Consider the following 23,462-nt stretch of genomic DNA (forward strand, 5'->3'; position numbering starts at 1 on the left):
GGGTGTCGCGTCCGGCGGCGTCGCGTGCTGCGGTGCCGCGCCCGTGGGTGTCGCGTGCTGCGGTGCCGCGCCCGTGGGTGTCGCGTGCTGCGGTGTCGCGTCATGCGGCGTCGCGTCGTGCGGCGTCGCGTCGTGCGGTGTCGCGCCCATGGGTGCAGAGCAAAGGCGGCGACGGAGTGGCTCGACCGGCCGAAGGACGACCGACGTCCGGCCGGTTCGCGCCTCGAAAGGAGTACGCGTGACCCCCGAGGAGATCCTGGCCGTCGACCGGGACCATGTCTGGCATCCGTACGCGGCACTGCCGCCGGCCAGCCCGCCATACGTGGTGCGCAGCGCCGAGGGCGTACGCCTGCGGCTGGCCGACGGCCGTGAGCTGGTGGACGGGATGTCGTCCTGGTGGGCGGCGATCCACGGGTACCGGCACCCGGTGCTGGACGCGGCGGTCACCGACCAGCTCGGACGGATGAGCCACGTGATGTTCGGCGGCCTCACCCACGAGCCAGCGGTGCAGCTCGCCCGCACCCTGGTCGAGCTGACGCCGGAGGGCCTGGAGCACGTGTTCCTCGCCGACTCCGGGTCGGTCAGCGTCGAGGTGGCGGTGAAGATGTGCCTGCAGTACCAGCGGGCCGTCGGGCAGCCGCAGCGGCGTCGGTTGGCGACCTGGCGGGGCGGCTACCACGGTGACACGTTCCACCCGATGAGCGTCTGCGACCCGGAGGGCGGGATGCACCACCTCTGGGGCGACGTGCTGCCGCGACAGGTGTTCGCCCCGGTGCCGCCGGGCGGCTTCGACGACCCACCCGACGACGCGTACGTGGCGGCACTGGTGGAGACCGTCGAGCGGCACGCCCACGAACTGGCCGCCGTGATCGTCGAGCCGGTCGTCCAGGGCGCCGGCGGGATGCGCTTCCACCACCCGGGTTACCTCCGGGTGCTGCGGGAGGTGACCCGCGCCCACGGAGTGCTGTTGATCTTCGACGAGATCGCCACCGGGTTCGGCCGTACCGGTGCGATGTTCGCCGCCGAGCACGCCGGGGTGACCCCGGACGTGCTGTGCGTGGGCAAGGCGCTCACCGGGGGCTACCTGACGCTGGCGGCGACGCTGTGCACCCCGGAGATCGCCCGGGGCATCTCCGCCGCCGGTGTGCTGGCGCACGGACCCACCTTCATGGGCAACCCCTTGGCCTGCGCGGTGGCCAACGCCTCCATCGGTCTGCTGCGGGCCGGGGACTGGGCGGGACAGGTCGCCAGGGTCGGCGCCGGCCTGCGCGCCGGCCTGGAGCCGCTGCGCGGTACGCCGGGTGTCGCCGACGTACGGGTGCTCGGCGCGATCGGGGTGGTCCAGCTGGATCACGAGGTCGACCTCGGCGCGGCCACCGCCGCCGCGGCCGGGCAGGGGGTGTGGCTGCGGCCGTTCCGCGACCTGGTCTACACGATGCCGCCGTACGTCACCGACGACGCCGACGTGGCCCGGATCGCCGCCGGCGTGGCGGCGGCCGTGGCGGCCGGCTGAACACACGGGTACACCCCGGGAGGCGCGTCGCCGCCCGGACGGACAAGAGAGAGGGAGCACCGGATGGAGAGCTTCGGAACCCGGCTGCACCGGGCGATGGTCGAGCGGGGGCCACTGTGTGTGGGCATCGATCCGCATCCCGGTCTGTTGGCCCGTTGGGGCCTCGCCGACGACGTCCAGGGCCTTGACCGCTTCACCCGGACCGTCGTGGAAGCCCTCGGTGACCGGGTTGCGGTGGTCAAGCCTCAGTCGGCCTTTTTCGAGCGGTTCGGGTCCCACGGCGTGGCCATTCTTGAGTCAACTATCCGACAGTTACGAGATGCTGGCTCGCTCGTTCTCCTCGACGTCAAGCGCGGCGACATCGGCTCGACGGTGAGCGCGTACGCCTCCGCGTACCTTGATCCATCCAGCCCGATGTATGTCGACGCGGTCACCGCGAGCCCCTACCTCGGCGTCGGTTCGCTGGCCCCGATGTTCGAGCTGGCCGCCCAGCACGGCGGCGGCGTCTTCGTGCTGGCCCTCACCTCCAACCCCGAGGGTGCGGCCGTGCAGCAGGCCCGTACGGCCGACGGCCGCACCGTGGCGCAAACCGTGATCGACGAGATTTCCCAGCTCAACAGGGGTGCTACCCCCCTCGGGAGCTTCGGTCTGGTGGTCGGGGCGACCATCGGCGACACCGGTCACGACCTCACCGGCGTAGGGGGTCCACTGCTCGCCCCGGGCCTCGGCGCGCAGGGTGGCGGGGCAGCGGATCTGCGGACCGTCTTCGGTTCGAGCCTCGCCTCGGTGCTCCCGTCGTACTCCCGGGAGGTGCTCTCCGCGGGCCCCGACGTCGCTGCCCTGCGGGCCGCCGCGGACCGGGTGTTGGCCGACTGCCGGGCCGTTCTGCCTGCCCTCTGACTGACTGACGGGTCGGTCACTTTGCGTTGATCATGGGCCCCCCACGTTGCCGAAAGCTCCGTTGACCGCTAGTTTTCCCCGCGCTGGGAACCACGGACCCCTTGGTTCACAGCGACACCACGTTTCACAGATGCGGCGGTGCGCCCCGCCCGCCGCGATAGGGACCTGAGGAGAACTGGTGCCGCTCCCGTCACTGACCCCCGAACAACGCGCTGCCGCGCTCGAGAAGGCCGCGGAGATCCGCAAGGCCCGTGCTCAGCTGAAGGAGCAGCTCAAGCAGGGCAAGACCACCCTCGGTGCTGTCCTTGAGCGCGCCGAGAGCGACGACGTCGTCGGCAAGCTCAAGGTTTCGGCCGTCCTGCAGGCCATGCCGGGCATCGGCAAGATCCGGGCTACCCAGATCATGGAGAAGCTCAAGATCGCCGACAGCCGTCGCCTGCGTGGCCTCGGCGAGCAGCAGCGCAAGGCACTGCTTGGAGAGTTCGCCGCCAACTGAACCTGGCAGCGTGTAGAAACAAGCAGTGAGCACGGATGACGAGGCGCGCCCGGCGGCTCGGCTCACTGTCCTGGCTGGACCTTCGGGTTCCGGCAGGGAGAGTGTCGTCGAGCTCGTCCGGGCGCGTTCTCCGTCCGTGTGGTTGCCCGTACCGGCGACCACACGGCCGCGCCGCGAGTCGGAGATCGACGGGGTCGACCGCGTCTTCCTCGCCCCGGCCGAGTTCGACCGCCGGCTCGTCGCGGGCGAGCTGTTGGAATGGTCCCGGATCGGCTCCTACCGCCGGGGCACCCCGTACCCGCCGTTGCGCGCCCGGCTCGACGCCGGGCAACCGGTGCTCCTCCCGCTCGACCTGCCCGGCGCTCCGCTGGTGCGCGCGCGCCTGCCGGCCTCCCGTCTGGTGCTGCTGAGCCCACCCGGTTACCGACCCGACGCCCAGGTGGCGGCGGCCTTCGAACACACGCTGACGCACGACCTCACCGAGCGGGTCGTCGAAGAGCTGGTAGGCTTACTCGGTTCTTCTTATCCGGATCCGACCTGGTCGCGCGTGCGTGGCTGACGGTCGGCCGCCGTTGAGACTCAGCACCGCGTTCGCGCGGTTCGAAAGACGCAGAGGTTAATTCGTGGGATCCATCGCCAACCCCGAAGGCATCACCAACCCGCCGATCGACGAGCTCCTCGAGAAGACGACGTCGAAGTACGCGCTGGTCATCTTCGCCGCCAAGCGCGCGCGCCAGGTCAACGCCTACTACAGCCAGCTCGGTGAGGGTCTGCTGGAGTACGTCGGCCCGCTCGTCGAGACCACCCCCCAGGAGAAGCCCCTCTCCATCGCCATGCGCGAGATCAACTCGGGCCTGCTCACCGCCGAGCCGACCGACCAGCCGTAAGCCCTCGCTGGCCGATGTCCGCCTCGATCGTCCTCGGGGTCGGCGGCGGCATCGCCGCCTACAAGGCGTGCGAGCTGCTGCGACTCTTCACCGAATCCGGTCACCGGGTTCGGGTCGTGCCGACCGCGTCGGCGCTCCGGTTCGTCGGGGCGCCGACCTGGGCGGCGCTCTCCGGTCAGCCGGTCGCCGACGACGTCTGGACCGACGTCCACGAGGTGCCGCACGTCCGCCTCGGTAAGCAGGCCGACCTGGTGGTGGTCGCGCCGACCACCACCGACCTGCTCGCGAAGGCCGCCCACGGGCTCGCCGACGACCTGCTGACCAACACCCTGCTGACCGCCCGCTGCCCGGTGCTGCTCGCCCCGGCCATGCACACCGAGATGTGGGAGCACCCGGCCACCGTGGCCAACGTCGCCACGCTGCGCTCCCGGGGTGTGCGGGTCATCGACCCCGCCGTCGGCCGGCTCACCGGCGCCGACACCGGCAAGGGGCGGCTGCCCGACCCGGCGGAGATCTTCGCCGTGGCCCGGCAGGTGCTGGCCCGGGGCGGCTCCGCCCCCGCCGACCTGGCCGGCCGCCGGGTGGTCGTCACCGCGGGTGGCACCCGGGAGCCGTTGGACCCGGTCCGCTTCCTGGGCAACCGCTCCTCCGGCAAGCAGGGGTACGCGTTCGCCCGCGCCGCCGTCGCCCGGGGCGCCCAGGTCACACTGATCGCGGCCAACGTGTCCCTTCCCGACCCCGCCGGCGTCGACCTGATCCGGGTCGGCACCACCGCCGAGTTGCGGGAGGCGACGGTCAAGGCCGCCGTCGAGGCCGACGCGGTGGTGATGGCGGCGGCTCCGGCCGATTTCCGGCCGGCCACCTACGCGCCTGGCAAAATCAAGAAGTCCGACGATGGTGTCGCGCCCACCATCGACCTCGTGACGAACCCCGACATCGCGGCGGAGCTCGGCCAGCGCAAGCGACCGGAGCAACTGCTCGTGGTGTTCGCCGCCGAGACCGGCGACGCCGAGGCCAACGGCCGGGCGAAACTCGCCCGGAAACGGGCCGACCTCATCGTGATCAACGAGGTCGGTCCGGACCTGGTCTTCGGCGCCGACACCAACACGGTGACGGTCATCGGCGCGGACGGCTCGGTCGCCCATCTGCCGGAGCAGGCCAAGGAGTCCGTGGCCGACGCGGTATGGGATCTCGTCGTGGCGCGGCTACCCGGCAGTTCCTGACGGGTGGTAAAGGGCGCGACCGATCCCGACACCAGCCGCAGTGGTGATTAGACTGCCGCGGAACGACCTCACACGCTTAGGAGTGCCGTGACACGCCGTCTCTTCACGTCCGAATCGGTCACGGAAGGCCACCCGGACAAGATCGCCGACCAGATCAGCGATGGCATCCTCGACGCGCTGCTGGCCGAGGATCCGCACAGCCGGGTGGCGGTCGAGACCATGATCACCACCGGCCAGGTGCACATCGCCGGCGAGGTGACCACCAAGGCGTACGCCGACATCCCGACGATCGTCCGTCGGACCATCCTCGACATCGGCTACGACTCGTCGAAGAAGGGCTTCGACGGGGCCTCCTGCGGGGTCAGCGTCTCCATCGGCGCGCAGTCCGAGGACATCGCGCAGGGCGTGGACAACGCCTTCGAGCTGCGTACCGGGGCGTCGGAGAGCGCGCTGGACGCGCAGGGCGCCGGCGACCAGGGCATGATGTTCGGCTTCGCCTGCTCGGAGACTCCCGAGCTGATGCCGCTGCCGATCGCCCTCGCGCACCGACTGGCCCGCCGGCTCGCCGCGGTCCGCAAGGACGGCACGATCCCCTACCTGCGCCCGGACGGCAAGACCCAGGTCACCATCGAGTACGAGGGGCTGCGCCCGGTCCGGCTGAACACCGTCGTCGTGTCCAGCCAGCACGCCGCCGACATCTCCCTGGACTCCCTGCTCACCCCGGACGTGCGTGACCACGTCATCGCCCCGGAGCTGGAGAGCCTCGGTCTGGACACCGAGGGCTACCGGCTGCTGGTCAACCCGACCGGGCGGTTCGAGATCGGCGGCCCGATGGGTGACGCCGGGCTGACCGGCCGCAAGATCATCGTCGACACCTACGGCGGGTACGCCCGCCACGGCGGTGGCGCGTTCTCCGGCAAGGACCCGTCGAAGGTGGACCGGTCGGCCGCGTACGCCATGCGCTGGGTCGCCAAGAACGTGGTCGCCGCCGGCCTGGCCGAGCGGTGCGAGGCGCAGGTCGCCTACGCCATCGGCAAGGCGCACCCGGTCAGCCTGTTCATCGAGACGTTCGGCACCGAGACCGTGCCGGTCTCGTCGATCGAGAAGGCCGTCACCGAGGTGTTCGACCTGCGCCCGGCCGCGATCATCCGGGACCTCAACCTGCTCCGCCCGATCTACCAGCAGACCGCCGCGTACGGCCACTTCGGCCGCGAGTTGCCGGACCTGACCTGGGAGAGCACCGACCGGGCCGCCGACCTCAAGTCGGCCGCGGGAGCCTGACCGCCACCAGGCGTAGCGACCGGCGACCCGCGGACGGGTCGCCGGTCGCGCGCGTCTGCGTGGATGTCGGACTGGCGCACCTGGACCGGCCGTTCGACTACCTGGTGCCGGCTGAGCTGGACGAGGTGGCGGTGCCCGGCACCCGGGTGAAGGTGCGCTTCGCCGGGCAGCTCGTCGACGGGTGGTTGCTGTCCCGTGCCGACGACTCCGGGCACACAGGGCGCCTCGCGTACCTGGAGAAGGTGGTGTCGCCGGAACCGGTGCTGGCGCCCGAGATCGCCGGGCTGGCCCGCGCGGTCGCCGACCGGTACGCGGGCAACCTCGCCGACGTGCTCCGGCTCGCCGTGCCGCCCCGGCACGCCCGGGTGGAGAAGGAACCCCGCGACGACCAGCCCGCTGCGGCGGCGGTCGCCGAGGACGCGGTGGTCGCCGAGGACGCGGTGGTCGACCCGCGCGGCTGGCGGGACTACCCGACCGGTCCCGCGCTGCTGCGGGCGCTCACTGACGGGCGGGCTCCCCGCGCGGTCTGGTCGGCGCTTCCGGGCGAGGACTGGGCGGCCCGCTACGCCGACGCGGTGGCCGCCACCGTGGCCGGGGGGCGCGGCGCTGTCGTCGTGGTGCCCGACGCCCGCGACCTCGACCGGCTGGACGCCGCGCTCACCGCCGTCCTCGGGGAGGGGCGGCACGTCAGCCTGACTGCCGCGCTCGGGCCGGCGCGCCGCTACCGCGCGTTCCTCGCCGCCCGCCGGGGACGGGTGCCGGTGGTGATCGGCACCCGGGCGGCGATGTTCGCCCCGGTGGAGCGCCTCGGTCTGGTCGCCGTCTGGGACGACGGCGACGACCTGCACTCCGAGCCCCGGGCGCCCTATCCGCACGCCCGCGACGTGCTGCTCACCCGCGCCCAGCTCGCCGAGGCCGGTGCGCTGGTCGGTGGTTACGCGCGCAGCGCCGAGGCGCAGCTGCTGCTGGAGACGGGCTGGGCGCGGGAGGTGGTCGCCGACCGCGCGACAGTGCGGGCTCGCATCCCGGCGATCGCGCCGACCGGCGACGACCCCCAACTGGCCCGCGACCCCGGGGCCGCCACCGCTCGGCTGCCCAGCCTGGCCTGGACGGCCGCCCGTGACGCCCTCCGTCAGGACCTGCCGGTGCTGGTGCAGGTGCCCCGGCGCGGCTACCTGCCGTCGATCTCCTGCGCCGACTGCCGCACCCCGGCCCGTTGCGCGCACTGCGCCGGCCCGCTCGCGCTGCCCTCGGCCGGCGGCACCCCGGCCTGCCGCTGGTGCGCTCGGGTGGCCGCCGCGTACGCCTGCCCGCAGTGCGGTGGGCGGCGGTTGCGGGCGGCGGTGACCGGTGCCCGGCGGACCGCCGAGGAGATGGGCCGGGCATTCCCGGGCGTGCCGGTGCGCACGTCGGGGCGCGAGGAGGTGCTGACCGACGTTCCCGGGGGGGCGGCCCTGGTGGTGGCGACGCCCGGTGCCGAACCGGTCGCCGAGGGCGGCTACGGAGCGGTGCTGCTGCTCGACTCGTGGGCCCTGCTGACCCGGGCCGACCTGCGCGCCGGCGAGGAGGCGTTGCGTCGCTGGCTGGCCGCGGCGGCGCTGGCCCGACCGGCCCCGGCGGGGCGGGTGGTGGTGGTCGCCGACGGCGCGCTCGCACCGGTGCAGGCGCTGCTGCGTTGGGACGCCGCCTGGTTCGCCGGCCGGGAGTTGGCCGAGCGCCGGGAGTTGGGTTTCCCCCCGGCCGTCCGGATGGCGAGCGTCACCGGCCCGGCCGAGGCGGTGGCGGACCTGCTCACCGCGGCCCGGCTGCCCGAGGACGCCGAGGTGCTCGGGCCGGTGCCGGCCGAGGAGGGACGGGAGCGGATGCTGGTCCGGGTGCCCCGGGCGCGGGCTGCCGCGCTCGCCGAGGCGTTGCACTCGGCGGCCGGCGCTCGTGCCGCCCGCAAGGCCGCCGACCCGGTCCGTCTCCAGGTCGATCCGCTGAGCCTGTTCTGAGGAGTTTCGGCTGGTGCCGGCGGCGACGGACCCCGCCTGTGGGGAGTGGCCTCGCACACTGCGTCCGGCAGAGGGGTGGCGCCGGAGTGGTAGCATCGCCCGTCATGCCGAGGCGTACGGCGGCTCCCGGTCGCGACGGAGCGTCAGACGCGCTCAGTCGGGGCCGCCGCGGGCTGTCGCGACGATGGCGGGAACGCGTCGGTCGGACGCGGTGTCGATGATGTCAATGAGCCGGTGATCAGGGGTGGACAAGTCGTGACCGTTGGACAATCGATCGTCTTCAACGGCGACCTCGGCAGCGGCAAGAGCACCGTGTCGGTCGAGATCGCCAAGCGGCTCGGGATGCGCCGGGTCAGCGTGGGGGACCTCTACCGGGAGATGGCGCAGCAGCGGCAGATGACCGCTCTGCAACTCAATCTGCACGCCGAGCTCGACCAGGCCGTCGACGGCTACGTCGACCAGCTCCAGCGGGACATCGCCGCCTCCGGTGAGCGCCTCGTCATGGACTCCCGGCTGGCCTGGCACTTCTTCACCGACGCGCTCAAGGTGCACATGATCACCGAGCCGGGTGAGGCGGCCCGTCGGGTGCTCGCCCGGCCCTCCGGCCCGGCAGAGAGCTACGCCTCGATGGAGGAGGCCAAGGCCAAGCTCCGGGAGCGCAGTGCCAGCGAGCGCAGCCGGTTCATCATCCGGTACGGCGTGGACAAGGCCCGACTGCGCAACTACGACCTGATCTGTGACACCACCCGGGCGACCGCCTCCGAGGTGATCGAACACATCATCGCCGCGTACGAGGGGACGCTCGGAGCCGAGGTGCTGCGGGACGCGCCACCGCTGCTGCTGCTCGACCCGGCCCGCGTATACCCGACCGAGGACATCGCCACCCTGCGGGGTCTGTGGGACACCGACTTCGTCGGCGACGTGGCCGAGGCCGGCGACGAGGCCCTCGAACCGTTGAAGATCGGGTTCACCGGCGAGTACTTCTTCGTCGTCGACGGTCACCGCCGGCTCAGCGCCGCCCTGCAGAACGGGTTCTCCCTCGTCCCCGCCCAGCTGGTCGCCGAGGTCGACGAGCCGGTCGTGGGTGGGATGACGGCGATCGACTACTTCGCCGCCCAGGTCCGCCCCGGCCTGATTTACGACTGGGAGGCGGCTCACAAGATCCAGCTTCCGCTGCCCGAGCCGGCTTTGCTCCGCGGTGACGCGGTCCTCGCCGGGGACCCGAGCGCCAGCGCCTGAGCCCTGCCGGCCGGTGCCAGGCCCGCCGGCCGGTGCCAGGCCCGCCAGTGCCCGACCCGCCGTGTCCGGGCTCGGCGTCGACCGCGCGGCCCTGGGGGCTGCTGGATGGCGGCCGCACCGGGATGATGGAACCTCCGACGCATCGACGGGGGGCCGGCCATGGAGGCTGCCGAGGCGCTGACACTGCTCATGTCGCCGCAGGGGCGGGTCGACCCGTACCCGACGTACGAGCGGCTGCGCGCCCACGGGCCAGTGGTGCAGGCGTTACCGGGCCTGTACGTGGTGACCGGCTACCCGGAGGTCGACGAGTTGTTGCGCGACCCCCGGCTCGGGGTGCTCGACGACGCGCTGCGGGACCAGGTCTGGCCGAACTGGCGGCAGAGCCCGGCGGTGTCGTCGATCGCCCGGTCCATGCTGCGGACCAACCCGCCCGACCACAGCCGGATGCGTCGGCTGGCCGCCGGGGCGTTCAGTCCACGCCGGATCGCCGGCATGCGCGACGTGGTGCGGGCACAGGCCGAGGAGTTGCTCGACGCGATGGTCGACAGAGCCGCGGGCGGCGGTCCGGTCGACATACTGGCCGACTTCGCGTACCCGCTGCCCGTCGGGGTGATCTGCGCGCTGCTCGGCGTACCCGCGGCTGACCGGCCGTTGTTCCGCCGGTGGGCCGGTGACCTGACCGGGGTGCTGGAGCCGGAGATCACTCCCGAGGAGTTGACGGTCGCCGACGCGGGTGCCTCCGAGCTGCGCGACTACTTCGTCGAGCTGATCGTCGCCCGGCGACGGGCACCGGCCGACGACCTGACCACCGCGCTGGTCCAGGTGCACGACGCCGACGGTGACCGGCTCACCGGGGACGAACTGCTGGCCAACCTGGTGGTGCTGCTGGTGGCCGGCTTCGAGACCACTACCAACCTGCTCGGCAACGGTCTCGTCGTGCTGCTGCGTCACCCGGCCGCCGCCGCCGAGCTGCGCGCCGATCCCGCGCTCGCCCCGGCGTACGTCGAGGAGCTGCTGCGCTACGACTCGCCGGTGCAGTTGACCACTCGCACCAGCACGGCGCCGGTGCGCTGCGGCGGGCTCGACCTTCCGCCCGGCAGCACGGCGTTGCTGCTGCTCGGCGCGGCGAACCGCGACCCGCGCCGGTTTGCCGACCCGTGGCGTTTCGACCCGACGCGGGACCAGGCGCACCCGTTGTCCTTCGGCGCCGGCCCGCACTACTGCCTCGGCGCGGGCCTGGCCCGGCTGGAGGCGCAGCTGGCGTTCCCGCTGCTGCTGCGCCGCCTCCCCGAGCTGGCGCTGGTCGAGCCGCCCCGGCACCGGACCCGGCTGACCCTGCGTGGCTACGAGAGCCTGCTGGTGTCGCTGGGCGCGTCGGCCGGTGTCCGGGGGACCGCTCCTTAGGGCGTGTGTCAAAGCCCCTGGCCGGCCTGCGGCGGGCCAGGGGCTTTGACACACGCCCTAGCCGGGCACCCGGCCGCCGGCGCCTGAGAGCAGGCAAGGGCCGGGCCGGTGCGCGGGTGTGCGCACCGACCCGGCCACCGAGTCGTTCGGCGGGTCGCCGAGCTACCTCAGCCGAGGACGACGCCCGTGGCGCCGACGCCGGCCATGCCCGAGAAGATGTCCTCGTAGTAGAACCGCCAGGCGCAGACCCGCCCAGTGGGGCGGTAGCCGGTGCAGGCCGTCGACGTGTTGGTGTCGTCGATGGCGGTGTTGGTGCCGGTCGCCCAGACCTGCAGGGTGTTCGCCGCGTTCACGATCTCCACCGGGCCACCGCTGTCGCCCTGACCGACGGCGTTGAGGCGGCCGGTGTGCTCCGCCTGGACCTGCCCGCAGACCTGGCCGAAGTCGCGCACGTTGATGCAGAGGTTGCGGGCCTTCACCTGGATCGAGCAGCGGGTGCCGGAGTACGCGCCGGAGGTGCACACCCAGTTGCCGACCTGGCTGGCCGACGCGCCGATCACCTGGTTGCTGAACTCACTGACCACGTTGCCCAGCGCGTCGGTGCTGTTGTTGAAGACCCGGCCGCCGGAGCCGCCCGACAACAGCAGGGTGTCGGTGCCGACGTTGCGGGTGCTGACGGTGCCCATCGCCTGGCCGGTCGGGTCGGTCGCGACGTTGTTGAGGTTGCCGCAGTGCGCGGCGGAGAGGATCCGCGCGTTTCCGTTCTTGAAGACCCCGAAGCCGGTCGAGCAGCCACCGCCGGTGGTGGCGTTGCGCCAGGCGGCGCCACCCCACCACGGCGCGGTGTCGTCCCAGCGGGTCGCCGGCGCGGCGGCGACGTTGGTCTGCACGGTCACCGGCACGCCGGCCAGGGCCGTCGCGCCGAGCAGGCCGTCCTGCGTGCCGACGAGCAGGCCGGCGCCGTCGGCGCGCGGCCCGACGGTGGTGATCTCGTCGCCCGCCTTGGCCCGCAGGCGGTCGGCCGCGGCAAGGAGTTCCCGCTGGGAGTACGCGGCGGGCAGCACCTGCGTGGCGACGGTGGCCCGGGCGTTGGCCATCAGGTTGGCCGGCGGCTCCCCCTTCCAGTAGACCTTGAGGTGGCGGTTGGTGGGGTCGGCGACGATGCCGGCGAAGCCGGAGTTGGCGCTGCGCTGCGCCGCGTCAGTGATCTGGGCGGCGGCGTTGTTCATGCGCTGCTGCAACCGCAGCAGCTCGGACCAGGAGGCGAAGCCGGCGGGCACCGGTGTGCTGTCGACGAACGACCCGGCGATGGCGGCCTTGCCGCCCGGTGCGGCGATGCCAGCCTTGCCGCCCGGTGCGGCGGTGGCCGGTGCGGGGGTCACTCCCGCGGCGAGCAGCGTGAGGCCGAAGGCGGTGACGGCGATGCGACGCAGCATCGTGGTCCGCCGGACGGTCGGGTGTGGACGGATCATCAGGTACCTCTTCCCCCAGGGGTCGTGAAGCGGGTCGAACCCGCAGCAGGACGGTGGCACGGGACCTCGGCTTCGCGTCGCGCATCCTGGACGGCACTGGACACCGCCGGACATCATCGGACGATCACGGGTCCGAAGTGGAACTGTCAGACATCGGCGGTCACCTATCGATGGGTGTGGAGGTGGAATTAGCCTGCCCGTGGGCATCCGGGGGGGCCGGGTGGCCGGGGGGTGGAAGCCGTATGTCCGACCAACGGGTACCGCCCGGCGCTCGACCGACGGAGCAGGGTTCACCCGGGTCGTTCGAGGTGGGCCGCGGCAGCTGCGACGCGCAGACACTGCCGGAACTGGCCGGGCTGTTGCGCCAGTTGCGCCGCCGGGAGGCTCGGCAGGAGGGTGAGACCCAACTGACGTATCGGCAGCTGGCCGCCAAGACCGGCTGGTCACGGGGGATCATCGGGGAGTACTTCGCCGGCAACATCCTGCCTCCGCCGGAGCGGTTCGACGTCCTCATCCGCCTGCTCGGGGCGACACCCGCCGAGCAGGGAGCGCTGGCCACCGCGCGGGACCGGGTCGAGGAGGGGCGCCGACGACCCAACCGGGACCACGCCGCGACCGGGCGGTCGGGCGCCGGGCCGGCCCGGGTCCGGGGCGGCGGCCAACGGGCCGGTACGACGTCGACCCGGCTGCCCGTGCCCCGCCAACTACCCCCGGCGCTACCCGGATTCATCGGACGTGTCGCCCAGCTCGCGCAGCTCGACGCCGAGTGCGTCAACCTCGCTCCGCCCGAGGACGGCGGTCCGGCGCCGGTGACCATCATGACGCTGTCCGGGACGGCCGGGGTCGGCAAGACGACCCTGGCGGTGTACTGGGCGCACCGGGTGGCCGACCGTTTCCCGGACGGCCAGCTCTACGTCGACCTGCGCGGCTTCGACTCCACCGGTACGGAGATGACAGCCGTCGAGGCGGTACGCGGCTTCCTCGAGGCCCTCGAGGTGCCGCCCGAACGCATACCCACCCATCTGACCGCGCAGGTGGGCCTCTACCGCAGCCTGCTCGCCAACCGCCGGATGCTGGTGCTGCTGGACAACGCCCGCGACATCGACCACGTTCGGCCCCTGCTGGTCGGCAGCCCGACGTGCCTGGTCCTGGTCACCAGCCGCAACCGGCTCGCCGGCCTGGTCGCCGCCGAGGGCGCCCGGCCGATCGGCGTCGGCCTGCTCAGTGCCGCCGAGTCCTGGCAACTGCTGGCCCGTCGGCTCGGCGCGCAGCGGTTGACGGTCGAGCCGACGGCGGTGGACGAGATCATCGAGCGGTGCGCGCGGCTGCCGCTGGCGCTGGCGGTGCTCGCCGCGAGGGGCGCGGCGAATCCGGCGTTCTCCCTGGCGGCCCTCGCGGCCGAGCTGCGCGAGGCGCCGCGCCCGCTGGACTCCTTCGACGGCGGAGATGCCAGCACCGACGTGCAGGCCGTCTTCTCCTGGTCGTACCGGAACCTGACGCCGGCGGCGGCACGACTGTTCCGGCTGTTCGGCTGCCACCCGGGGCCGGACATCGGAGTCGCCGCCGCGGCCAGCCTGGCCGGGCTGCCCCGGGCCCAGGTGCCCCGGCTGCTGGCGGAGCTGGCCCACGCGCACCTCGTCACCGAGCATGCCCCCGGCCGGTTCGGCGCCCACGACCTGCTCCGGGCGTACGCGGCCGAGCAGGCCGAACGTCTCGAACCCGCGGAGTCCCGGCGGGCCGCGATCCGACGAGGGCTCGACCACTACCTGCACACCGCGCACGCGGCCGCGTTGCTGCTGCAGCCGGGTCGGGATCCGGTCACCCTGGCCGCCGCCGGGCCGGGCGTGATGCCCGAGGAGATCACCGACCACGGGCGGGCGCTCGCCTGGTTCACCGTCGAGCACCCGGTGCTGCTGGCGGCGGTCTCGTACGCGAGGCGTACCGGGTTCGACGGTCATGCCTGGCAGTTGGCCTGGACGTTGGTGGACTTCCTGCAACGCCGGGGGCGCTGGCCGGACCTGGTCCTCGCCCAGCAGGCCGCGCTGGCCGGGGCGCGGCGGGTGGGCGACCGGCTCGGGCAGGCGAACGCCCACCGGGACCTCGCCCGCGTGCTGTACCGGCTGGGCCGGGTGGACGAGGCGGCGAGGAACTACCGGCAGGCGCTGGTGATCTTCGAGTCGTTGGGCGACCACACCGGTCAGGCGCGGACCCACCGGGCGTTCGGCGCGATGCTCGACGGGCTCGGACGGTACGCCGAGGCGCTCGAGCACGGTGAACGCGCGCTGGCGCTGTACCAGGCCGCCGGCCACCTGGCGGGGGAGGCGAGCGCCCGCAACGCGGTGGGTTGGGCGCACGCCCAGCTCGGCCAGTACGGGCCGGCACTCGCGCACTGCGCGGAGGCGTTGGCGCTGCTACGCCCGACCGGTGACCGGCACGGTGAGGCGAACACCTGGGACAGCCTGGGCTTCATCCACGCCCAGCTGGGTGAGCACCGCGAGGCGATCCGCTGTTACGGGCGGGCGCTGCGGCTGTACCGACGCATCAGCGACCGCTACGACGAGGCCGACACCCTGTCCCGGCTCGGAGTGAGCCGGCACGCGGCGGGGGACCCGGCCGGTGCCGTGCGTACCTGGCGGCGGGCACTGGGCATCCTCGACGACCTCGGCCATCCGGACAGCGAGCGGGTGCGGGACCTGCTGGCCCGGGCCGAGTCCCCGGATGCGGGAGCCGGCCGGTGACGCTGGGCACACCGGCGGTCGCCGATCGAGGTACGCCGCCCGGCGGGTGGCCGGGCACTCCGTAGACTGGTACGGCACCGCTCGTCCGACCCGTGAAGGAGCCACCCCGCGTGACCGTCCAGCCCATCCGTCTGTTTGGGGATCCGGTGCTGCGCACGCCGGCCGATCCGGTGGTCGATTTCGACGTCGAGTTGCGGCGGCTCATCGCCGACCTCACCGACACGATGCGTGAGCAGAACGGCGCCGGTCTGGCCGCACCGCAGCTCGGTGTGGGCCTGCGGGTGTTCGCCTTCGACGTCGACGACGTGCTCGGGCACCTCGTGAACCCCGTGCTCGAGTTCCCCGACGAGGAGGAGCAGGACGGCCCGGAGGGCTGCCTGTCCATCCCCGGGCTCTACTTCGACACCAAGCGCCGTCAGAACGTCATCGCCAAGGGCTTCAACGGCTACGGCGACCCGTTGCAGATCGTCGGCACGGGCCTGATGGCCCGCTGCGTGCAGCACGAGACCGACCACCTCGACGGCGTGCTCTTCCTCGACCGGCTGGACGCCGCCGGTCGCAAGGAGGCGATGAAGGCGATCCGCCAGGCCGAGTGGTACGACGCGTCCGCCCCGCCCACGGTCAAGGTCAACCCGCACGGCGCGGGCAGTCCCTTCGGCCTGGGGCGGTGACCCGGATGCGCGTGATCTTCGCCGGTACGCCGGCCGTCGCCGTACCCGCCCTGGCTGCCGTCGCCGCCTCCCGGCACGAGCTGGTCGCCGTGGTCACCCGGCCCGACGCGCCCGCCGGGCGCGGGCGTGGTCTGTCCCGCTCCCCGGTTGGCGAGTGGGCCGACGAGCACGGCGTGGAGGTGCTCACTCCGGCCCGGCCCCGCGAGCCCGAGTTCCTCGACCGGCTCCGCGCGCTCGCACCGGACTGCGTGCCGGTGGTCGCCTACGGCGCGCTGGTGCCACCGGCCGCCCTGGAGATCCCCCGGCACGGCTGGATCAACCTGCACTTCTCGCTGCTGCCCGCCTGGCGTGGCGCCGCACCCGTGCAGCACGCGGTGCTGCACGGTGACGAGTTGACCGGCGCCAGCGTCTTCCAGTTGGAGGAGGGCCTGGACACCGGCCCGGTCTACGGCACCCTCACCGACGAGATCCGCGCGGCCGACACCTCCGGTGACCTGCTGGGGCGGCTCGCCGACTCCGGCGCCGGGCTGCTGGTGGCGGTGCTCGACGCGATCGCCGACGGCACCGCGCGGGCCGAGCCGCAGCCCGCCGACGGGGTGTCGCTGGCACCGAAACTGACTGTGGACGACGCCCGGGTGCGCTGGGGCGACCCGGCTTTCGCCGTGGACCGTCGCCTGCGCGCCTGCACCCCGGCCCCGGGTGGCTGGACCACGTTCCGAGGCGAGCGGGTGAAGCTCGGCCCGGTGGTGCCGGAGCCCGACGGCCCGGAGCTGAAGCCGGGGGAGTTGCTGGTGGAGAAGTCCCGGGTGCTCGCGGGCACGGCGACCGTACCGGTGCGCCTCGGTGAGGTCCGTGCCGCCGGAAAGCGGGCGATGGGTGCCACCGACTGGGCGCGCGGCGTCCGCGTCGGCACCGGCGAGGAGTTCGCGTGACGGCCCCGGAGGGGACGCGTCCCGCGCGCTCCGGTCCGCCCTCGGGTCGTGGCGGGGACCGCCGGCCGGCCCGGCCGCCACTGGACCGGCCGCGTCGTGCCGCGTACGAGGCGGTGGCGGCGGTGCACCGCGACGACGCGTTCGCCAACCTGGTGCTCCCCACCATCCTGCGGGAGGAGGGCCTGTTCGGCCGGGACGCGGCCTTCGCCACCGAGCTGACCTACGGCACCCTGCGCCACCTGGGCACGTTGGACGCGATCCTGACCGACGCGTCCGGTCGGGACGTGGCCCGCATCGACCCTCCGGCACGTGACGCGTTGCGGCTCGGGGCGTACCAGCTGCTGTACACCCGGGTGCCGCCGCACGCCGCTGTCTCGTCGACAGTGGACCTGGTCCGCTCGGTCGCGCCGGGCGCCGCGGGTTTCGCCAACGCGGTGCTGCGCGAGGTGTCCACCCGTGACGTGGACGCCTGGGTGGCGAAGCTCGCCCCACCGATGGAGACCGACCCGGTCGGGCACCTGGCCCTGGCGTACAGCCATCCGCAGTGGATCGTGCGGGCCTTCTCCGAGGCGCTCGGCGGCGACCTGGGCGAGACGACCCGCCTCCTGATCGAGGACAACGAGCGTCCGGCGGTGCACCTCTGTGCCCGGCCGGGGCTGATCGACCCGGTCGACCTGGCCGACCAGGTGGGCGGTGCGCCCGGTGCCTTCTCGCCGTACGCCGTCTATCTGCCCGGCGGGGCGCCCGGCGACGTGCCGGCGGTGGCCGACGGCCTTGCCCACGTCCAGGACGAGGGCTCCCAGTTGGTGGCGGCGGCGCTCGCCGACGCGCCGCTCGACGGTCCGGACGGGCGCTGGCTGGACCTGTGCGCCGGTCCGGGTGGCAAGGCCGGTCTGCTGGGTGCCCTGGCCGCGCAGCGTGGCGCCCGGGTGACAGCAGTGGAGGTCGCCGAGCACCGGGCCCGGTTGGTGTCCCAGGCGACCCGCGGCCTGCCGGTGGCCGTGCTGGCCATGGACGGCCGGGAGGTCGGCGGCGACCCGAAGCTTCCCGAGCAGCACTTCGACCGTGTGCTCGTCGACGCACCATGCACGGGGCTGGGCTCGTTGCGCCGTCGGCCGGAGTCACGGTGGCGTCGTCAACCGTCCGACCTGCCGCCCCTGACGCGGCTGCAACGGGAGTTGCTCGGTGCGGCGCTGCGGGCGGTCCGGCCCGGTGGCCTGGTCGCCTACGTCACCTGCTCACCGCACACGGTCGAGACGCACGTGACGGTGACCGAGGCGGCCCGCCGCAGCGGTGTCGCGGTGGACTTCGTGGACGCCCGCCCGCTGCTGCCGGCCGGGATGCCCGGTCTGGGTGACGGGCCGACCGTGCAGCTCTGGCCACACCGCCACGGCACCGACGCGATGTTCCTCGCGGTCCTGCGCCGAAACTGATGCGGTTCGCGTCCGGCCGGTGCCCCCGGCCGGACGCGGCGGCTCAGGTGACCGGGAGGCCCTTGGTGCCGGCGTTCTTCATCGAACGGGTCAGGTCCCGGTCGGAGATCCAGAGGAAGCACTGCACGCCGCGGTTGCCGTTCTTCCACTCTTCCTCGTACGGCTGGTAGTAGATCGTTCCGGCGCGGAAGTCGAGTTGGGAGTTGTCCGGCACCTTCGCGTACCTGGCGATCATCGACTGGCAGGCCCTGTGGGTGCGCTTGGTGGTGCGGGAGAACTCGGCGTAGCTGACGTCCGGGGCCTGCCACACCCCGACGAACTCGGCGTGGTGCTTCGCCGTGCAGGAGACCGGCACCATCTCGTCGATGTCGTTCTTGACCATCTTCGGGTTGAAGCAGCGGTACGCCAGCGGGGCGGCGCCGGACAACGAGCCCCGGAGGCTGCCGGTGCGCAGGTCGACAGTGGTGTCGTCGATGCTGACGATCTCGGTGACGTCGCAGCGGTACCAGCGGGCCCCGCCGGCCCAGGCCTGCGGCGACGGCAGCACGACGGTCAGGCCGAGTCGTCCGGAGCGCCAGTCGGCGCCGACCGCCTTGTTGACCTGCTTGTCGCACGCGGCCTGCGCGGCCCGCATGCCCGCCGAACCGGGCAGTGGCGTCGTGCCGGGCTCGGCGGCCGGACCGGTGAGGGTGCCGACGTGCATGGTCTCCACCCGGTGCGCCTCGGTGCACGGCGTCGGGTTGTAGCCGGTCAGGAAGCCGACCTGCTGGGTGGTCTGGTGGCAGACGTCGGCGGCGGGTACGAACTGCTGCGCCGCGACGGGCGCCGGCCAGTCGTCGACGAGGTCACGGTCGAGGCCGGCGGGCGCGTTGCATCCGGCCAGCGTCAGCGCCAGGGCCGCACCTCCGGTGAACGCCGTCAACCACCGTCGCATCCCTGACCTCCCCGCCGCTGGTGGCCGCCGACCGGACCCGGCCGGGCGGTAGCGCCACGGCGCAGCAGCATACGGCACCACTGCTCAGATCGCCGGAAGTCCCTCGGGGCCGGCGCCGCGCATCGAACGGGTGAGTTTGCGGTCGTCGCTCCACAGGAAACACCGCACCCCGCGGTCGCCCTCCTCCCACTCCCGTTGCGACGGCGGGTAGTAGATGGACCCGGCCCGGTACGGCAGTTCGCTGTTGTTGGGCACCGACGCGAACGTGGCGATCAGCTCCATGCAGCGCCGGTGCGCCTGGGCGGCGGCCTTGCTGAAGTCGGCCCAACTCATGTCGCGTTCCTCGTAGACGCCCACGAACTCGGCGCGGTGCGGTTCGGTGCAGAGCACCGGTGCCATGTAGTTGAGGTTGTCGCCGATCAGTTTCGGGTCGAAGCAGCGGTGCGTCAGCGGGCTGTCGCCGATCAGCGCGCCGCGCAGGCTGCCGGTGCGGTTGACCGGTCGCGTGTTGTCGATGCTGCCGGTTTCGCTGAGATCGCAGCGGAACCAGCGCGCCCCGCCGGACCAGGCGGGCGCGGACGGCAGGGCGAGGTTCAACGCGAGCCGGGCGGTGTGCCAGTCGCCGCCGAGCACCTCCCGGGCCCGCTGGTCGCACTCGGCGCGGGCGGTGCGCAGCGCCGGCGAGCCGGGCTCGGGCCGGGTCTCGGTCAGCGCGTCGGGGCCGGTGAAGGTGCCGACGTGGATGGTCTCGGCCAGGTGGTTGCGCGCGCAGTCCACCGTCTCGTACGTGCTGGCCTGCACGACCGGGATGATCCGGGGCAGGCAGGTGTCGGTGGCCGGACTGAACGGCTTCGGAACCCGCAGCGCCGGCCAGTCGTCGGTGAGGTCGCCGTCCGCGCCTCGTGCCGGCGCGCAACCGGCCAGCAGCATCGTCGTGACGCCGGCCAGCACCAGCGCTGGGAGCCACCGTCGCATCGTCCGCCCTTCCCGGGAGATGGCGGCCGGTCACCGCGCCCCGCGGCGAGACCCCGGCGGGCGTGCAGCCTATGGCACAGTCCCGGTTGGAGTGTCGTCGCCTTTCCGCCGATCGGCCAGCCATTGACGTCTGTTCGTCCGGATTGGGGGATCCGGATCGACTAATTCTGCACCAGTGGTCACTGCTGGGTCACAGCGCGTCCCCGAAGGTGGCGCGATGCGGGTCGCGGGTGGCCATCTTCGTACACTGGCCACGTGACCGTACCGCCGCCGATCGTCGCGCCGAGCATCCTGGCCGCCGATTTCTCCCGCCTCGCCGAAGAGGTCCGTGCCGTCGAGGACGCCGCGGACTGGTTGCACGTCGACGTGATGGACAACCACTTCGTGCCGAACCTGACCATCGGCCTGCCCGTGGTGCAGAGCCTGCGGGCCGTCACCGCGATGCCGTTCGACGTGCACCTGATGATCGAGGATCCGCGCCGGTGGGCGCCGGGTTACGCCGACGCCGGGGCGTACAACGTCACCTTCCACGCCGAGGCCTCCGACGATCCGGTGGCGTTGGCCAAGGACCTGCGGTCGGCTGGCGCGAAGGCGGGCCTGGCCATCGACCGGGACACCCCGATCGAGCCGTACCTGGACCTGCTGCCCAGCTTCGACACCCTGCTGATCATGACGATCAAGGCCGGCTTCGGTGGGCAGCGGTTCATCCCGCAGCTGCTCGACAAGGTGCGTACCGCCCGCCGGCACGTCTCGACCGGGCATCTGGAACTGCGCATCGAGGTGGACGGCGGGATCGCCGCCGACACCATCGAGCAGGCCGCCGCGGCGGGCGCTGACGCGTTCGTCGCCGGCACCGCCGTGTACGGCGCCGCCGACCCGGCGGAGGCGGTACGACGGCTGCGTACGCTGGCGGAACGCGCGGCTCCCGGCGCCTGACGTGGAACCCGACGGCGACCGCAAGGACATCATCCTCGTCGTCGACGACGACGAGGACATCGCTCGTTTCGTCGAGTTCAACCTGCGCCTGCACGGCTTCGACGTGATCCACGCCAGCGACGGCCAGGAGGCCCTCGAGGTCATCGAACGGGAGCGTCCCGACCTGGCGGTCGTCGACCTCATGATGCCCCGGATCGACGGCCTGGAGCTGACCCGGCGGCTGCGCGCCGACCCGATGACCTCCGCCCTGCCGGTGATCATGTTGACGGCCAAGGGAATGACCGTCGACAAGGTGCTGGGGCTCAGCGCCGGTGCCGACGACTACCTGGTCAAGCCGTTCGACACCGCCGAGCTGGTGGCCCGGGTCTCGTCCACGCTGCGCCGCAACAAGGAGTTCCGGGAGGTCTCCCCGCTGACCGGGCTGCCCGGCAACAGCCGGATCCGCCGGGAGATCAGCGACCGGGTGCGGCAGGGCGTGGACTACGCCGTCGGCTACGTCGACATCGACCGGTTCAAGAGCGTCAACGACCGGTACGGCTTCGTCCGGGGCGACGACTTCATCTCCGCGTTGGCCCGCAGCCTGCACCGGGCCGTGGTGGGCGTCGGCCTGCCGCCGGCCTTCCTCGGCCACGTCGGCGGCGACGACTTCGTCATCGTCTGCGCCCCGGACCAGGTCCGCCCTCTGACCTCCCAGGCGGTGGTGGACTTCGAGACCGCCGCCGACACCCTCTACGACCCGACCGACCGGGAGCGCGGCTTCGTCGAGCTGAAGGACCGGCGTGGCAACATCCGACGCGCCGCCCTGGTCACCCTGTCCATCGGGGTGTCCCTCTCCGACGCCGGCAAGCGGTTCACCGACCCCCTGGAGGTGATCGCGGTGGCCTCGGAGATGAAGACGGTCGCCAAGAGCCAACCCGGGTCGTACGTGGCGGTGGACCGGCGGCGCGGCGTCACCTGACGCGTGATCCCGCTGTGAAGTAGCTCGCCTAGGTGGCGGCGGAGCGGCGTCAGCGTGTAAGACTGCCGGTGTACCCACCACGCGCTGGCGGGACTCGGTGAAATTCCGAACCGGCGGTGATCCACGGTCCAACCGTGGTCAGCCCGCGACCCGGACGGCTCTGCCGCCCGGTGGACCTGGTGAAAATCCGGGGCCGACGGTTGGGGGCGGTTCGTCCGCGCCCAGACAGTCCGGATGGGAGACAGCGCGCGGGACGGACGGTCCGTGCCGGCCGCTGGCTTCAGCGTGCCGTGCCGACCTCCCGGGGCGGCTGTGCCGTTCCCGGATTCCGCCTCCGCCTGCCCGCGGCCCCATGGCCGCAGCCTCCCTGACCGCCAGCGCGCGGACGGCGAGTGAGAGGGCAGGGCAGGGCGATGGCCAGCGTCTCCGTCGACGAGGCGATGCGGCGTGCGATCGAGTTGGCGGCGCGCGGGCTCGGTACGACCAGCCCCAATCCGGTGGTCGGGTGCGTGCTGCTCGACGAGGACGGCCAGGTCGTGGGGGAGGGCTTCCACGCGTACGCCGGCGGGCCGCACGCCGAGATCGTCGCCCTGGCGCAGGCCGGGCAGCGGGCCAAGGGCGGCACCGCGGTCGTCACGCTGGAGCCCTGTGACCACACCGGTCGCACCGGCCCCTGCAGTTCCGCGCTGGTCCAGGCCGGGGTCGCCCGGGTGGTCATCGCCGTACCCGATCCCAACCCGGTCGCGTCCGGTGGCGCCGCCACCCTGCGCGCCGCCGGGGTCCGCGTCGATCTCGGGGTACGCGGCGAGGAGGCCGAGGCCGGCAACGTCGCGTGGTTGACCTCGATGCGCCGGGGCTGGCCGTACGTCATCTGGAAGTACGCCGCCACGCTCGACGGGCGCGCCGCCGCCCTGGACGGCACCAGCATGTGGATCACCTCGGAGGCCGCCCGGATCGACGTGCACGCGCTGCGCGGCACTGTCGACGCGGTGCTCGCCGGGGTGGGCACGGTGCTCGCCGACGACCCCCGGCTGACCGCTCGCAACCTGCGCGACGGCAGCCTGGCCATCCGGCAGCCGCTGCGGGTGGTGGTGGACAGCTCCGGGCGTACCCCGGCTGACGCCCGGGTCCGCGACGGCGCCGCGCGGACGTGGATCGCGACCGCCGAGGAGGTCGGCGCCGGCCCGGACGGCCGGGTCGACCTGCCGGCGCTGCTCGCGGCGCTGCACGAGCGGGGGGTCCGTTCGCTGCTGCTGGAGGGCGGCCCCCGGCTGGCCGGAGCGTTCCTGCAGGCCGGCCTGGTCGACAAGGTCATCGGGTACGTCGCGCCGCGACTGCTCGGCGCCGGACCGACCGCTCTGGTCGACGCGGGAGTGAGCACTATCGCTGAGGCCATCGATCTGGAGTTCGTCGACGTTACGCAGATCGGTCCGGATCTCCGGATCACCGCTTTGCCCCGCAAAAGGGAGGGCTGAG

At 73.1% G+C, this 23,462-nt stretch carries 20 protein-coding genes and 1 riboswitch; of the genes, 17 read left to right on the forward strand and 3 right to left on the reverse strand.

Going from position 1 to position 23,462, the window contains the following annotated elements:
* Positions 1-238: 238 nt before the first annotated feature.
* The 10 genes from O7631_RS16660 (at position 239) to O7631_RS16705 (ending at position 10,937) form a co-directional block, all read left to right on the forward strand.
* Positions 239-1,513, forward strand: coding sequence for an adenosylmethionine--8-amino-7-oxononanoate transaminase (locus O7631_RS16660; RefSeq protein WP_278145042.1), 1,275 nt, complete (start codon positions 239-241; stop codon positions 1,511-1,513).
* A 63-nt stretch (positions 1,514-1,576) separates the two neighbouring features.
* Positions 1,577-2,413 (forward strand): orotidine-5'-phosphate decarboxylase, encoded by an 837-nt coding sequence (gene pyrF / locus O7631_RS16665; RefSeq protein WP_278145043.1) that lies wholly within the window; start codon positions 1,577-1,579, stop codon positions 2,411-2,413.
* Positions 2,414-2,591: 178 nt separating this feature from the next.
* The gene (mihF, locus tag O7631_RS16670; protein WP_030335662.1) at positions 2,592-2,909 is read left to right on the forward strand and encodes an integration host factor, actinobacterial type; all 318 of its coding nucleotides are present in this window, start codon (positions 2,592-2,594) and stop codon (positions 2,907-2,909) included.
* Positions 2,910-2,934: 25 nt separating this feature from the next.
* On the forward strand, positions 2,935-3,468 hold the full coding sequence (locus O7631_RS16675; RefSeq protein WP_269679869.1) for a guanylate kinase: 534 nt from the start codon (positions 2,935-2,937) through the stop codon (positions 3,466-3,468).
* Between the two features lie 64 nt (positions 3,469-3,532).
* The gene (gene rpoZ, locus O7631_RS16680; protein ID WP_030335666.1) at positions 3,533-3,796 is read left to right on the forward strand and encodes a DNA-directed RNA polymerase subunit omega; all 264 of its coding nucleotides are present in this window, start codon (positions 3,533-3,535) and stop codon (positions 3,794-3,796) included.
* Between the two features lie 14 nt (positions 3,797-3,810).
* Positions 3,811-5,019: a bifunctional phosphopantothenoylcysteine decarboxylase/phosphopantothenate--cysteine ligase CoaBC gene (coaBC, locus tag O7631_RS16685; RefSeq protein ID WP_278145044.1), complete on the forward strand. Its 1,209-nt coding sequence runs from the start codon at positions 3,811-3,813 to the stop codon at positions 5,017-5,019.
* A gap of 87 nt (positions 5,020-5,106) precedes the next feature.
* Entirely contained in the window at positions 5,107-6,300 is a 1,194-nt protein-coding gene (gene metK, locus O7631_RS16690) for a methionine adenosyltransferase (RefSeq protein ID WP_088947464.1), read from the forward strand.
* A 59-nt stretch (positions 6,301-6,359) separates the two neighbouring features.
* Complete coding sequence (locus O7631_RS16695) at positions 6,360-8,294, forward strand: primosomal protein N' (protein ID WP_278145045.1); 1,935 nt, start codon at positions 6,360-6,362, stop codon at positions 8,292-8,294.
* A gap of 255 nt (positions 8,295-8,549) precedes the next feature.
* On the forward strand, positions 8,550-9,533 hold the full coding sequence (locus tag O7631_RS16700; RefSeq protein ID WP_145783693.1) for an AAA family ATPase: 984 nt from the start codon (positions 8,550-8,552) through the stop codon (positions 9,531-9,533).
* 159 nt (positions 9,534-9,692) lie between these two features.
* Positions 9,693-10,937 (forward strand): cytochrome P450, encoded by a 1,245-nt coding sequence (locus O7631_RS16705; RefSeq protein ID WP_278145046.1) that lies wholly within the window; start codon positions 9,693-9,695, stop codon positions 10,935-10,937.
* A 167-nt stretch (positions 10,938-11,104) separates the two neighbouring features.
* Here O7631_RS16705 and O7631_RS16710 read toward each other — a convergent pair whose 3' ends face one another.
* Complete coding sequence (locus O7631_RS16710) at positions 11,105-12,409, reverse strand: hypothetical protein (protein ID WP_278145047.1); 1,305 nt, start codon at positions 12,407-12,409, stop codon at positions 11,105-11,107.
* Between the two features lie 242 nt (positions 12,410-12,651).
* On the opposite strand from O7631_RS16710, the gene O7631_RS16715 reads away from it, so the two are divergent.
* The 4 genes from O7631_RS16715 to O7631_RS16730 all read left to right on the forward strand — a co-directional run bounded on the left by O7631_RS16715 (position 12,652) and on the right by O7631_RS16730 (position 18,183).
* Positions 12,652-15,147: a helix-turn-helix domain-containing protein gene (locus O7631_RS16715; protein ID WP_278145048.1), complete on the forward strand. Its 2,496-nt coding sequence runs from the start codon at positions 12,652-12,654 to the stop codon at positions 15,145-15,147.
* Between the two features lie 110 nt (positions 15,148-15,257).
* Complete coding sequence (gene def, locus O7631_RS16720; protein WP_278145049.1) at positions 15,258-15,818, forward strand: peptide deformylase; 561 nt, start codon at positions 15,258-15,260, stop codon at positions 15,816-15,818.
* A 5-nt stretch (positions 15,819-15,823) separates the two neighbouring features.
* On the forward strand, positions 15,824-16,750 hold the full coding sequence (gene fmt / locus O7631_RS16725; protein ID WP_088991772.1) for a methionyl-tRNA formyltransferase: 927 nt from the start codon (positions 15,824-15,826) through the stop codon (positions 16,748-16,750).
* The gene (locus tag O7631_RS16730) at positions 16,747-18,183 is read left to right on the forward strand and encodes a transcription antitermination factor NusB (RefSeq protein WP_278145050.1); all 1,437 of its coding nucleotides are present in this window, start codon (positions 16,747-16,749) and stop codon (positions 18,181-18,183) included. Before fmt ends, O7631_RS16730 begins: the two co-directional genes overlap by 4 nt.
* 43 nt (positions 18,184-18,226) lie before the next feature.
* Here the strand turns inward: O7631_RS16730 and O7631_RS16735 are convergent, their stop codons facing one another.
* Positions 18,227-19,117: a septum formation family protein gene (locus O7631_RS16735; protein WP_278145051.1), complete on the reverse strand. Its 891-nt coding sequence runs from the start codon at positions 19,115-19,117 to the stop codon at positions 18,227-18,229.
* 84 nt (positions 19,118-19,201) lie between these two features.
* Positions 19,202-20,092, reverse strand: coding sequence for a septum formation family protein (locus O7631_RS16740; protein WP_278145052.1), 891 nt, complete (start codon positions 20,090-20,092; stop codon positions 19,202-19,204).
* A 255-nt stretch (positions 20,093-20,347) separates the two neighbouring features.
* Here O7631_RS16740 and rpe point away from each other — a divergent pair, with 255 nt between their 5' ends.
* From rpe to ribD, 3 genes are all read left to right on the forward strand, one after another.
* Entirely contained in the window at positions 20,348-21,028 is a 681-nt protein-coding gene (gene rpe / locus O7631_RS16745) for a ribulose-phosphate 3-epimerase (RefSeq protein ID WP_269679857.1), read from the forward strand.
* Position 21,029: 1 nt separating this feature from the next.
* Positions 21,030-21,986, forward strand: a complete 957-nt coding sequence (locus tag O7631_RS16750) for a response regulator (RefSeq protein ID WP_145783642.1) — start codon at positions 21,030-21,032, stop codon at positions 21,984-21,986.
* 79 nt (positions 21,987-22,065) lie between these two features.
* Positions 22,066-22,236, forward strand: a riboswitch (FMN riboswitch).
* Positions 22,237-22,399: 163 nt separating this feature from the next.
* Positions 22,400-23,461 (forward strand): bifunctional diaminohydroxyphosphoribosylaminopyrimidine deaminase/5-amino-6-(5-phosphoribosylamino)uracil reductase RibD, encoded by a 1,062-nt coding sequence (gene ribD, locus O7631_RS16755; RefSeq protein WP_145783640.1) that lies wholly within the window; start codon positions 22,400-22,402, stop codon positions 23,459-23,461.
* Position 23,462: the final 1 nt, after the last annotated feature.

Source organism: Micromonospora sp. WMMD967 (genome assembly GCF_029626165.1).
GTDB classification, from domain to species: domain Bacteria; phylum Actinomycetota; class Actinomycetes; order Mycobacteriales; family Micromonosporaceae; genus Micromonospora; species Micromonospora taraxaci.